The following is a 12093-nucleotide window of genomic DNA, read 5'->3' on the forward strand; positions in this document are numbered from 1 at the left end:
GCATAAGTAAGTCGCCGGTGTCACTCAATCCTTACGACATTTGTCATTTATTTTTTCAACGACAGGACAGCGAATGGACTGCTAGCACTATTTAGTTCTGTGCTATTGGAAATGTCATCGCACTTTTAGTGGGTTTGTTTAAGTTTGTACCGCACTGGTGCCCGCTAGACTGACAACATCCTAATAAATCAGGTCAATTAGATCTGAGCCATCATAGCCTAGTAGCCTTGAGGGTGGGGCCTGGATAAAAGATTAGTTACCTGAGTGTGATCCATTTGCAGAGGTCCAAAGATATTTTCGTTCAAATATTCTACAAAGGATTTCTTGGTAACCTGTTCGATAACAGCAGATTGGATATCGTGTCCACTATTGCTGAAATTCAAGGTGGGATGGGCTTTAGCAGTACTTTTACTGAGTCAGTATGTCCCAATGAATCATTATTTTATCTCACCTATTGAAAATTGTGAGGCTAATTCTCTGTTCAATAAGTTCTCGTTTTACATTTCGGCAAGAATTTAGAGGTATGGGGTTGATAGGCAAATATTAACCTTTTTAATGTGAACAATGTTTATGCACTCTCTGGGATTCCAATTATGTAGAGTAGCTCTAGCTTTCTCTTATTCACAGTCTCGATATCCTTGAACAATTGGCATTAGTAAGTAGACTGCCAACAGGCTTGGTGATAGCCATCACCCTGAACCGCCAGAGAAAATATCAGTAAAAAGAGGATACGGCGACATGCTGAAAGCGGAATATCGTGAACGTGGCCCAGTGCCACAGGATGTAATTGAAGCTGTTTCATTTGATGTGCCCGAATTAGAGGATGGCCAGGTTCTGTTGGAAATGCTGGCTGCGCCAATCAACCCCTCTGATGTACTCACTTTAACTGGGCAATATGGCATGCTGCCGCCGTTACCGGCTATTGGCGGCAACGAGGGTGTTGCGAAAGTGATTAAGCAAGGACCTAATGTGAGTGGCCCTGCAATTGGCCAGACTGTTCTTCTGCCGGTGGGAAGTGGTACCTGGGCTACGCATATGGTTGCAGATGCCAAAGGACTAATCCCGCTGCCCAATGATGTAGATCCTGTGCAGCTATCCATGATCACCATCAACCCACCTACTGCTTATCTTTTGTTGAGCGAGTTTGTTGACCTCAAAGAAGGGGACTGGGTGATCCAGAACGCTGCCAATTCTGGTGTAGGGTCTTATCTCACCTCATTGGCGAAGCTTCGGGGTCTTAAAGTAGTGAATGTTGTACGCCGGGCCTCCCTGGTGGAGCCATTACTTGCTGCGGGCGCAGATGTGGTATTGGTAGACGGCGAGGTTGATGGAAAGAGTCTTGCGCAAAGAGTGGAAGCTGCCACCGATGGGGCTAAGATCCGGTTGGGAATTGATGCTGTTGGCGGGATGGCGACCGCCCGCCTGGGTGAGGCGCTTTGCGAAGGTGCTACGTTGGTGAACTATGGTGCTCTCAGTGGTGAGCCTTGCCTGCTGGCTCCAGGCATTATTATATTCAAAGATATCACCGTACGGGGCTTCTGGCTGGCCAAGTGGTTTGCTACCGCCTCTCCGGAGCGACAGAAAGAAGTGTTTGGAACTATTACTGGGCTAGTGGCAGAAGGAAAATTATCCGCTCCTGTTCATGAGACCTATCCAGTCAAGGATATCAAAGAGGCCGTAAGAGTTGCGGCGGCGGGAGAACGCAATGGTAAGGTGCTCTTAGTGGGGGAGAATCTACCCAATTAAATTCTAATAAAAGACCAGCGTGAGTCTGCAGATCACAAACGCCACAGAGTTCTTGTGGCGTTTATTTACGAGATGATTTTTTGCTTAAGAGACATACTTATCTAAAACAACTTTATGATGAATGTAAGACGTCTGGCTGTATTCATTTAAGGCTTCTTGGCCGTTAGAGGACTCTTATCGCATGGCTCTTTAGCCTTGGCAATATTGCCCATTTTGCTTACCCTTATCCTTGCGTCACAATTCCTTGAGCTGAATAAGTTTATCGATTATTGAATAATGGGCACCTGATTAGACGACAGGTACCCGGAAAGTTGTGATTTACCTCATATTTCCTTGAATATCTTGGTAACTGGTTGGTGGCCAACTTTAAATCGAATGCCAGCGTAATCCTGTCCCAAAAGGTTCCTGCCTGCAGGAACTGTGACTACTGCCTATGGCATGAAAAGTTTTCTGATATAGCTCTTCATTGTGATGGGCTTATTGAAGCAAGCCTGATTGAGCCTATCGTAGGTGTTCAAGAAGAGTGGGTCCAACTATTTCAGTTCGAGGCTGTGGAACAGTTAAATATTTTTTTAAAGAAAGCTGACTTACGATCAGTCTTGTCTGCCTGTGAAGAGGAGTTTGGAGCAAAAATACAGCAGCAAGTGATTGTTAATACCAAGCAGATGACTGTTCCAGCCACTATTGTGGTCTTTGAGCGTGTTAAACCTGACCGTATTCGGGGCTATAAAAAGTGGCTTGGGAAGATTGGGGAGGCTGCAGAAAGTCATCCAGGATTTCTTGGAAGAGAACTTCTAAAACCCATTAAGGGGTTACAGGATGACTGGGTAATTATTATTCGATTTGATTCCGAGGAAAACCTCAATCTTTGGTTGTCATCTCCCATCCACAAAGTGCTTATGGAGGAAGCAGAGTCTTTTCTAGAGCGCGTACAATATAAAAAAATTGGGAGAGGTTTTGAGGATTGGCTTGCCCATGCCAGAGGTATAAAAAATAGTGCGTTGCCTCCCCAATGGAAAATGGCGATGCTCATTATTCTCGCGCTCTACCCAATTATTATGCTGATCTCAATTTGGATTCTGCCTTTAATGGAAAATTGGAAGTCAGCAATGTCACTTTTTGTTTCTAGTCTTATTAGTGTTTCAGTCCTGACTTGGGTGGCAATGCCGATTGTGACGAGGGTATTTAGTTTTTGGCTCTCTGGAGGGGAAGAGGTAAAGACAAAAACGACGATTATAGGGGCGTCTATCGTAGTCTTACTTTATTTGATGGCAATCCTTCTATTTGTATCGTTGTAAGAAGTGACAATACTCAAGCATATCTATTGTCCATGAAATCTGCCTGGTTCTGCCAATATTCTCTGCCGGGTCTATAAAGTAACTTCAGAACTAAGATAAAACTTGGATTTTCAAGAGGACAAATTCGTGAAGAATCCTGTCAATCGCTCCAAAAGCACGGATTGGCCCGACATTTCATTTGCGCAATGGTCAGAAACGGCATCAACTTTACATATGTGGACCCAAATAGTAGGAAAAATTCGCTTGGTGCAGACCCCATGGACCAATCATTCCTGGCATGTGCCACTGTATGTAACAGCAAAGGGGTTGGATACTTCGCTGATTCCATACAATGGTAAGGCTTTTACTATAGAGTTTGACTTCGTCGACCATCAATTATTGATTGTAGTCTCAGACGGTAATAGCCGCTCTATACCTTTGAAACCGCAATCTGTTGCTGCTTTTTATCGAAAGATAATGCACTCAATGAAAGACCTTGGACTTCCAGTAGCAATTTTTACCACCCCTAGTGAAGTCACTGATGGAGTCCCCTTTGAAGGGGATGAAAAGCACTGCCATTATGACCGGGAATATGCCACTCGCTTCTGGCGGGCCCTGGTACAGATGGATCGAGTGTTTAAGGAATTCCGATCTCGGTTTATTGGTAAGTGCAGCCCTGTTCATTTTTTCTGGGGGAGTTTTGATATGGCAGTAACCCGCTTCTCAGGAAGGGAAGCTCCGCCACATCCGGGTGGAGTACCTCATTTTCCCGACTGGGCTGCTCGTGAGGCCTACTCCCATGAGGTGAGTAGTGCAGGTTTTTGGCCCGGGGGAGGTGGTGTTGAAAGTGCATCTTTTTATTCTTATTGCTACCCTGCGCCAGAAAATTATTCTGCTCAGAAGGTGAAGCCTGCCTCTGCCTTTTATTCGGAAAAGCTGGGAGAGTTCATACTTTCATATGATGAGGTCAGGAATGCGAGTTCACCAGATGAATTGTTATTGGAATTTCTACAAAGTACCTATGAGGCAGCAGCTAACAGTGCTGCCTGGGATAGAAATGTGCTGGAAAAGGACTTTACACTTGAAATAAATGGGTGATTATTCCGGATTGTAGGCTGTGTTGATTTGGACTCACTGGAATATCACAGCATCTCCAGATGCTTGATTAGCGGAAGCAAGTCAATGCGCCGCTTAATAGCTGCCGAGAGTGCTATAGCCACTACACCAGTGTGATTGGCTTTTCATGGCAATACCGGTGAAAAGCAGAATGGTAGCCAGGTAACACCAGCTCGAACCAGCCCAGATATAGGTGATATCACCACACCAAACTTGATTGGGTTTTTCTACATTAAATCGACGATCAAATTTATTCGGTATATCTAAATGCTCGACTGTTGCTTTCTTATATCTATGGGCCAGGTTACTTACAAACCAAGCCGGCCTCATACATTAGCCTTCGGGCTTTAAAGCGTCCGATTGGAATTCCCTGCTCATAAAGTAAACCTACGATTGTACGACTACCTGCAGAGCTACGGCTGCGCTGAAAGAGCTCACTGATTTTGGAGCGAAGCTGCATTCTGGGCGTATCAACGACATCCTTCCGTTTCCTGTATTCGTAGTAGCATGATCGAGGTATTCCAAACGCTTTACAGACCTGTTCTACGGACTCATGCTCACTTAATCGGTCTATCAGCGCGTACAATTCATCTCGTCGGACATCAAAAGAGCGGTAACCTTTTTTAGTATCTCTTTCTCCCTTTCTAGGCGATTGATACGGACTTCAAGCTCCTGAATTTCCTGTTGCTCAGTGGTAAGTGCACTATTTACAGGTGCGTTACCCCCACGCTCTGACTCTAGCTGCTTCATCCAACGGCGGGGCCGTTGTACCAACATCCAGTGAGTGGGCCGATTCAGCTATTGAGTAACCTTGATCTACTACCAAACGAGCAGCATCTAATTTAAATTCAGGAGAAAAGGATCGACGTTGTCTACTCATTGAACGCCTCTATTTTCGGTGGCAACTTTACCACCTAAATTGGTGTCCGGGTTTAGTAAACCACTACAGACTACTTGCTGGTTTATATACGGCCTAAGCGCAAAACCCATAAGACACCCTCAATACATGCTCGGCTATCAATGGGCTTTGGGCCTCCCCTTCCTACGTTTTAGCTGGGGAATGCAGGGTTCAAATTTCCACTGGTCGTCGGTCAACTCTGACTTGAATCGGCTCACAACCACCCGTCTTTTTACTCTATGAGTGTGCGAGAATAGCCGATTGCAAGTTATGAAACAGCCTCTATTAATCTTCACTGATATTACACGGATCGACATGAAGATTCCATAAATCATAAACCCCTTGGGCTTGATCGAAGTCAATTAAATTAGGCCCCTGATCAAAATGGGTAATTGCGACAAAGGTGCGCAGGTTGGTTTCGATAGTGAACTCTCCGCCGCATTGACTGTTATCAAGATGTTGCTTGATATCAACCATTTGGTTGTCGAACGAATCGCTATAGGGGTAATCAGAGAATTCATGTCCTTCATAGATTGCTGAATCATTGACAGAAAAATACTGATCTGGAAATTCATGCCTTACCTGTGATAGCAAAAATCCATACTTTGTAATTACAAATGAGCCAGCAGCTGAAAACCCCGCATTCGTAAGCTGAGATTGATTGTCAACGACAATTTTATATTTGAGGTAGCAATTTTTTTCATCAAAATATTTTTCATTAGCATAATCGGCGTCGGATATGGCTGCTTGCATTTCTTTATTGGTGAAATCAATCCTTATCAAATCACCTTCGCCCGGAGCTCTTTGTTTTATCTCTATATTGCTATTTACGCAATCGCCCTCCTGGGCAATCAGTTCAATATTGTAGGGGTCTGAACCCCTTTGGTTATATTGATTGTCGTATGCTACGCTGGCATTCACGGCCCCTGAATTAAAACAGATCAGCGATATTACAAGTGTTACATACATTATATAGGCTTTAAGCATAATAAGTCTCCGTCTATTAATACATCAGGATTGTAAAGGTGGGGTGGGGTCGCATTCTTCAAAAGTCATTCTTGAGTGATCCACAAAAGCTTCGTTTATTTGAATAAAACCCGGTGAGTCGGGGGCATATTGAAACTCTGAATATATACTAGCCTCAATAGAGACAGGTTTGCCGCAATCGTCCTCATCTGGACTATCGCTTGGTGGATGTTTGGTTGCTAGAGTGACATCCAAGTCAAATGATTCTTCTCGTATTTCATTCTCTGGAGCTATCACGATAAGTTGTTCAGATTGGCTGAGCGAACTGTTGTTGTATCTAAGCCTGACCCGAGCTGCAGCAATCGAACTACTTTTAACGAGGTAGTTTCCTTTGACACTAAACTGCAATGACTTCAGACGAATGTTGTTTTTTGTAGGTAAGATCAAGACAAAGAAGTCTAATTCACAACTTTTCTTATCAGTAACTCCAACACTCTTTAATTCGTCAGTGAAGTTTACGTGCATATAGGGGAATCCCTCTGCATCGTTATCAATGACGATATCAGTAAACTGACAATCAAACTGTTGGTTTTGCAGTATTACTGCATAATTTACGTCTTTCAATGCTTCTTGTGCATTCGGTACGGATGTAAAACACAATATTGCAATAAAGGCGATCAATTTTTTCGGCGATAGTCGGTGCCGGTTAGTATTCTTCAACATACCAAATCCTTCTTTTCAAATAAGCTTCTAGTAAATCGCTGAATAATATATGTCTCTATTGTTAAACTTTGTCTTCGGCTTTCAGTCCAAAGCATGATGACGTGGCGGTATAGGTTACTTACCGCTACTCATAGCAATTAGCCTAATTTTTACACCTTATCTATTTAAGGTGATTCTTAGAATTGTGTGAATAATTGAGTTGTCATATCCAGCTTTCTATAGACAAAAGGATGCTATTTCTAAAACTCTCGAATGATCAGAAGCTCCTCTCTCTGGATTTTATACCTTGGATTTTCGAATTCAGCCCCTTCGCAACACCGTTACTAATTGGATCCTAAAAGTAGGTCAGCAGGTTGGACAAGTGCCATTTCAGAATTTGTGCAACCTTATTTATCGGATTCATTCCCCTGCGTATCGCCCAGCTTTACCAGCGCTCAAAGAACCTCTCGGTTGTAATTCTGCTCATACATTGCCAAAAATTGCGAAATAGGTCTATGATCAAACAGGTGCGCGCTACTTCCAGGACAGGGTCCTTTAAATGCATAATTTTTTTCCGTCAATTTTTCGCTTACACTACTCGGAGTTGGTCAACAAAAAATATTTACTTCTAGATAAACGCTTGTCACCTTTTTTCAGTAAATCCCCCTGCTCGCTTGATCAACTGCCTTGTTGAGGTGCAGGCGAATATGAAAGCGGTCGAGGACAATGGTCGCACCGGGCAAACAGTGGCCAACATCACTGCAAAAAGCCTTCCACTGTATCCAATTCACTTCTACCTACTCACCGGCGATATCAAGATCGACATCACTCATATTCCATTCAGATTGAACACCTAAGAGTTGCGAGTAGTGGTCTTCAATCTGAATGGGCTGCTTATCCTGATGTAACTGGCAGTTTCGATGAATACATGACCAATTATATTGGATTTTCACACTATTCTACGAAGAACCTCATTTAAAAACATGGAACACAGACAACTGTTGCTAACTTAAAGGTGCCATTACCTTGGTCGAGGTTTGTGATAGCTGGAGAAGCATCGCTAACTGGTCGGTAAGTTATTTCACTATACAGATCAGTCTCTACGAAAACTGATTGACCACACTGGCCTAAACCTGAAGTTGTAGTTGCGATAACATTGTCAAAACTGTCGCTTTTTATTTCTCCGGCACCAAACCAGGATTTTTGGTCTGAAAAAGTTTGGTTTTGATTGTTAACACGATTTCTCACTCTGGCTGCATTGATGGAATTAGGGCTAGTGAGATAGTTGCCAGCTGTTGAGAACTCGATTGCTGCAATCTTGTACCCTGGGAATGGAGTTATTTTATAGTCGACCTCACAAGATTTTTTTATGGTTGTTTGGCTAGTTCCACCTGCAAGAAGTGCCTGCATTTCATTCTGGAGAAAATCAAGCCTTATCACATTAGCTCCAGGGGGAGAGGTAATTGGTGTGTTCGCACAATCGAACTGTTGTTGAACCACATTAACAGAGAAGTTATTTGCATAAGAGGCGGCAGATGCCGTCGCTAAAATAGACAGCGAAAAAATAGTTAAAGCTTTCATAGTTTTCCCTTTGATAGGTTTGGCCATTTATCCTTAATAGTGCCTAATGAAAAGATAAGGATTATTAAAGATACAAAGCTACTTTGTAGCGTTAGTTAATATTTGTGACTTGAAGTAATTAATATAAATGAATGACTAACAATTAGGAAGAGGTAAATGTAAGGAAAGGCACAAGAATGCGGTCTGGCTATAAATCACATGCCATAGTCTTTTAGCAGTTATTATTTGTTCAATATTAATGCTGTAACAAATATAAATAAAATAAGTTTCATCTCAGTGATATTTGCGGAGTGGCCTTAATGGGAATGGTTTCATCAAGAAATGCCCCCTAGTCAATAATTCACAGATGTAGCAAAAAACTATTTTAAATAAACGTCACCGATCCAAGTCTTTTGTGTACACATAATGTTCATTATGTGACGTAATCAGATACTCCAGGCTGCATTTAGGCTGGGTATATTCATAGCGTTTGAAAATTAGGTTTTACAAAGAGTCATTTTTTTTGCCAATGGATACATTCAAGTTAGGCCCCTGAAGGCCCAGCCAGAAAACCCCAAAAATGAGTATCGGAAATCGATAAAGATGGTAAGGGCAAGGCTGTGGATCTTGGAAGTGCGAATCAAACTGAAGTGCAGAGCATAGTGCTCTAGCGTCATTGACCGAAGATGCCAACAGGAATTTTTTACGTGCCATCACAAAGGGTTTGATTTCCGGCTCTGTTAGATTGTTATCGATTTCCAAGTGATCATCGCTGAGGAATTCACAAAGCCCATTCCAGTATTTCAGACAGTAATTTACTGCATTACCCTGAGGGAATTTGAATAGCACTTGTAAATGGTGCTTATCCAGCCAGCACTTAAAGGAGGTCATGATGGGTTTGGATTCTTGCTGTCGTAATTCATGCCTTTGTTTCGATGATAGATGGTTGTCTTTGGCTTTCCTTTTAACCCGATAGAGCTTCTTATAAAACTGCATTGCCCGTTTTGCCAGTCCATCCCCCCTGCGCTGCTCTCGCTATGGATTTGAGTTTTCGACGGGCATGTGCATTGTAATGATTTGGGTTTACAGCTGTCTGCTCAAATAACAACTCAAAAAATGGATCAGCATCACAATGCAGCGTGCCTTTAAAGCCGACAAATCCGTCAGTTACATCATTATTGTGATCCGAGACATTATATTCATAGAGGATAGCTTCCTTTCCCGGAGGACCGCCTCGGAAACAGTAGGCATAAGATTTTCGGCTTGCTGGCCGGCCAGGTTCATTAAGAACTTGGAGTGATGTGGCATTCAAAGCCCCAATATCCTAGCCAATGACGTCATCTTTTAGCAAATTGATCAGTGGTTGTAGGGGAGTAGCACAATCGATAACAGTATGAGCCATGGTTTGATGGGTGAAACTAAAGCCGGCATGGGTCTCAAACTGTTTTTCCAGGTGATAGAACGGCTGACGATCATCAAGGTTGCTGGCTATGAGGTGGGCTAGAACGGATTCGGTAAACTTATTCTTAGGTAGGATATGCTTTGGCTTGGGAGCAATAACTATTTGGCCTGCACAGCCTTTGGGACAGGTAACCTTCACCGACAACTCGACAATCACCTCATATATTGGGGATATGTAGTTCAAGCGCTCATGACGTTCGTAATAAACGAGATTCTTTTGGCAGCCACATGCACAGGTTTTATCCTGTTCTGAGGCGGGGATTACCACCTCTTTTCTTGGCAGTTGCTCGGCAAAGATTTTCTTTGTTTTTTTATGACGCTTGTGTGTCGCAATACTAACCACATCGTCCTGGTCTTTGTCGCCATCAGCCTCGTTTTCCTCTACAGAACCTTCATCCCGAACTTCTGTACTGTTGAATAGTAACCCCTGGGGATCTTCAGGGTCTTCTTATTGCTTAGAGCGTCGACCAAAGAGAGAGCGCTATAGTTATTTGAATTGAAATAATAGCTGACTGTAAGCCTTTCCAAATCTCATTTCGCTTATAAAGGAGCCAAAATCTATTATCTTCACAATAGAGCATACGAATTTTATCGGCCTTTTTATTGCGAAAGACAAAGAGCTGACCGGGTGTCGGATCTTTGTGTAACGTATCAGCCACCAACAGCACGATACCATCAATCTGATTGAGAAAATCGATCGGCTGACGGTAAAACCAGACTTGGTGTTAAACAGCAGCCACATCGTATTTACAGGTCCATAAGGCCAGGAGTTTGCGCCAACAACATCGGACTGTTGATCACCAGCTTTATGCCATTGGGGAGCTCTAATACACCCAGGTTTCCCGTAGTGGCTGTAGGGGCTTGATATCCACGGGAACAAAGTCGGGGATATCAGACACAGGCGTTTGTCAGATAGTTTGCGGTACCAGTAGGGGAACTGGCTGTAGTTTAGGTTGTGCTTACGGGTATAAGCGCGCTTGGATTGAGAGCTTTTCTCGTAGGCGCTGACATGACTTTGCCACTGCTGCTGATTCATGGGGCTTCCCACCGAAGTTGATGGAGGGGGCATCATGCCAGTCTGCCAAAGCAAGTTGAATAATGTGGTTCATGTACCGCTTACCGATTACTTTTAGAATGTTTAGATGATAAGAAACCGGGCTCTGTATAAGCCCGGCAGCTGCAATCAAACATTTTAGTTTGTAGTTACTGGTGAAGAAAGTTTAAAGTGGGCGAGGGCCCTTTCAGCAATCTCCTTGCCATACTCCTGCACAAAATGGCCGGCCTCTTCAATCTTGAGTGGTTCCGGGCAGTTTTTGATGGTACTCCTTAGCATTTCCATTACATTTTCACCGAGCACAGCGTCTCTCATTCCAATCGCCATAAAACTATCCCCGTCCCAGTCCTTGGACCAGAATTTCCGAGCTCTAAGCCCAAGTTCTACACCCTCCATGCCGGGATCGACCGGTACAATCGATGGGAAGCGACGCACCCCGGCTTTGTACCTGTTGTCGGGATAGGGGGCATCATAAGCCACTATATCGAAGAGGTTGACTTCAGATCGGGCATCGCTTGCTATCAACCCGCCAACAGGGATTTCTGGCACTCCGACTGAGAAGTTGCGCCAATGGTAGAATCCCTCCGAGGCTCCATCTCCCGCTGCTATAGCAGTATTCATTACCAATAATCGGGTAAACCTGCCTGGCATATCCATAGGGAGTGTGAGCCCTAGAAGCCCTCCCCAATCCTGGCAAACCAAAGTGATGTTCCTCAGATCGAGGTATTCAATCAGGCGCATCAAGCTATTGCGGTGAAAGTTAAAGGTGTAAGTATCTTCGTTTATCGGCTTATCAGACCGCCCAAACCCGAAGAGGTCTGGTGCAATAACCCTATGCCCAGCTTCGACAAATACTGGAATCATTTTCCGATAAAGATAGCTCCAGCTGGGTTCTCCGTGCAGGCACAGAAAAGTTGTTTCTGCCGCTGGCTCTCCTGCATCAATGTAAGCCATACGCATGGCATCGAAGCCTTCGAGACTGTCGATATAATTTGGTTGATAGGGAAATCCGGGCAGCAGGGAAAAACGCTCTTCGGGTGTTCTTAATCGCTCAATAGACATGGGTAACCCTCTTTTGCGTGAAAAGTAGGCAAGCGACTTTGCCTTATGTTGTTATCGACTGGACCCTTTACAGCAGAATACACAACTGTAGTGAAATATATCGGTTAATCAACCGGGCATTAAGGGTCTATTTGCTCGCGAGGCCTGGCAAGATCTTTAAGGTAAAGATACTTGACTAAGTTATTGGGTACGAGACCAGGTAACCTTTAGCCCAAACTGGAAATAGGGCGTATTGGGACAGATGCCAGCGG

The 12093-nt window shown here is 43.8% G+C and carries 11 protein-coding genes and 4 pseudogenes; 4 read left to right on the forward strand and 11 right to left on the reverse strand.

Annotated elements, in window-relative coordinates; genetic code table 11:
• Nucleotides 1–218 precede the first annotated feature (218 nt).
• Nucleotides 219–383, reverse strand: coding sequence for a serine hydrolase (locus tag ACJJJB_RS06265; RefSeq protein ID WP_353375203.1), 165 nt, complete (start codon nt 381–383; stop codon nt 219–221).
• Nucleotides 384–738: 355 nt separating this feature from the next.
• Between ACJJJB_RS06265 and ACJJJB_RS06270 the strand changes: the two genes are divergently transcribed.
• From ACJJJB_RS06270 to ACJJJB_RS06280, 3 genes are all read left to right on the forward strand, one after another.
• Nucleotides 739–1746, forward strand: coding sequence for a zinc-dependent alcohol dehydrogenase family protein (locus tag ACJJJB_RS06270; RefSeq protein WP_445365918.1), 1008 nt, complete (start codon nt 739–741; stop codon nt 1744–1746).
• A gap of 356 nt (nt 1747–2102) precedes the next feature.
• Nucleotides 2103–3044, forward strand: coding sequence for an antibiotic biosynthesis monooxygenase (locus tag ACJJJB_RS06275; RefSeq protein ID WP_020415072.1), 942 nt, complete (start codon nt 2103–2105; stop codon nt 3042–3044).
• A 126-nt stretch (nt 3045–3170) separates the two neighbouring features.
• Nucleotides 3171–4121 (forward strand): DUF5996 family protein, encoded by a 951-nt coding sequence (locus tag ACJJJB_RS06280; RefSeq protein WP_445365919.1) that lies wholly within the window; start codon nt 3171–3173, stop codon nt 4119–4121.
• A gap of 165 nt (nt 4122–4286) precedes the next feature.
• Here ACJJJB_RS06280 and ACJJJB_RS06285 read toward each other — a convergent pair.
• The 4 genes and pseudogenes from ACJJJB_RS06285 to ACJJJB_RS06300 all read right to left on the reverse strand — a co-directional run.
• Nucleotides 4287–5019, reverse strand: a pseudogene (locus tag ACJJJB_RS06285) (IS3 family transposase); the annotation flags it as partial.
• Nucleotides 5020–5322: 303 nt separating this feature from the next.
• Nucleotides 5323–6024 (reverse strand): hypothetical protein, encoded by a 702-nt coding sequence (locus ACJJJB_RS06290; RefSeq protein WP_444945192.1) that lies wholly within the window; start codon nt 6022–6024, stop codon nt 5323–5325.
• A 24-nt stretch (nt 6025–6048) separates the two neighbouring features.
• Nucleotides 6049–6726 (reverse strand): hypothetical protein, encoded by a 678-nt coding sequence (locus ACJJJB_RS06295; protein ID WP_444945191.1) that lies wholly within the window; start codon nt 6724–6726, stop codon nt 6049–6051.
• 632 nt (nt 6727–7358) lie between these two features.
• On the reverse strand, nt 7359–7448 hold the full coding sequence (locus ACJJJB_RS06300; protein WP_169337143.1) for a transposase: 90 nt from the start codon (nt 7446–7448) through the stop codon (nt 7359–7361).
• On the opposite strand from ACJJJB_RS06300, the gene ACJJJB_RS06305 reads away from it, so the two are divergent.
• Nucleotides 7413–7562 carry a hypothetical protein gene (locus tag ACJJJB_RS06305; RefSeq protein ID WP_444946944.1) on the forward strand — a complete coding sequence of 50 codons (150 nt, stop codon included), beginning with the start codon at nt 7413–7415 and terminating at the stop codon, nt 7560–7562. The two genes, ACJJJB_RS06300 and ACJJJB_RS06305, sit on opposite strands and share 36 nt — an antisense overlap.
• A gap of 118 nt (nt 7563–7680) precedes the next feature.
• Here ACJJJB_RS06305 and ACJJJB_RS06310 read toward each other — a convergent pair whose 3' ends face one another.
• From ACJJJB_RS06310 to ACJJJB_RS06335, 6 genes and pseudogenes are all read right to left on the reverse strand, one after another.
• Entirely contained in the window at nt 7681–8286 is a 606-nt protein-coding gene (locus ACJJJB_RS06310; RefSeq protein WP_282950838.1) for a hypothetical protein, read from the reverse strand.
• Between the two features lie 483 nt (nt 8287–8769).
• On the reverse strand, nt 8770–9261 hold the full coding sequence (locus ACJJJB_RS06315) for an IS66 family transposase (RefSeq protein WP_444945190.1): 492 nt from the start codon (nt 9259–9261) through the stop codon (nt 8770–8772).
• Nucleotides 9248–10069, reverse strand: a pseudogene (locus ACJJJB_RS06320) (transposase). The gene ACJJJB_RS06315 and the pseudogene ACJJJB_RS06320 overlap by 14 nt, the downstream one beginning before the upstream one ends.
• Before the next feature lie 112 nt (nt 10070–10181).
• Nucleotides 10182–10436 (reverse strand): annotated as a pseudogene (gene tnpB, locus ACJJJB_RS06325) (IS66 family insertion sequence element accessory protein TnpB); the annotation flags it as partial.
• Between the two features lie 206 nt (nt 10437–10642).
• A pseudogene (tnpA, locus tag ACJJJB_RS06330) lies at nt 10643–10798 on the reverse strand (IS66 family insertion sequence element accessory protein TnpA); the annotation flags it as partial.
• 120 nt (nt 10799–10918) lie between these two features.
• Entirely contained in the window at nt 10919–11842 is a 924-nt protein-coding gene (locus ACJJJB_RS06335; protein ID WP_444945189.1) for a haloalkane dehalogenase, read from the reverse strand.
• Nucleotides 11843–12093 lie beyond the last annotated feature (251 nt).

Source organism: Microbulbifer variabilis, assembly GCF_052468405.1.

Bases quoted from the DNA above. Each gene is read 5' to 3' on its own strand.
- ACJJJB_RS06270 (WP_445365918.1), top strand. From the start codon at position 739: ATGCTGAAAGCGGAATATCGTGAACGTGGCCCAGTGCCACAGGATGTA.
- ACJJJB_RS06310 (WP_282950838.1), bottom strand. From the start codon at position 8,286: ATGAAAGCTTTAACTATTTTTTCGCTGTCTATTTTAGCGACGGCATCT.
- ACJJJB_RS06295 (WP_444945191.1), bottom strand. From the start codon at position 6,726: ATGTTGAAGAATACTAACCGGCACCGACTATCGCCGAAAAAATTGATC.
- ACJJJB_RS06305 (WP_444946944.1), top strand. From the start codon at position 7,413: ATGAAAGCGGTCGAGGACAATGGTCGCACCGGGCAAACAGTGGCCAAC.
- ACJJJB_RS06335 (WP_444945189.1), bottom strand. From the start codon at position 11,842: ATGTCTATTGAGCGATTAAGAACACCCGAAGAGCGTTTTTCCCTGCTG.
- ACJJJB_RS06290 (WP_444945192.1), bottom strand. From the start codon at position 6,024: ATGCTTAAAGCCTATATAATGTATGTAACACTTGTAATATCGCTGATC.
- ACJJJB_RS06315 (WP_444945190.1), bottom strand. From the start codon at position 9,261: ATGCAGTTTTATAAGAAGCTCTATCGGGTTAAAAGGAAAGCCAAAGAC.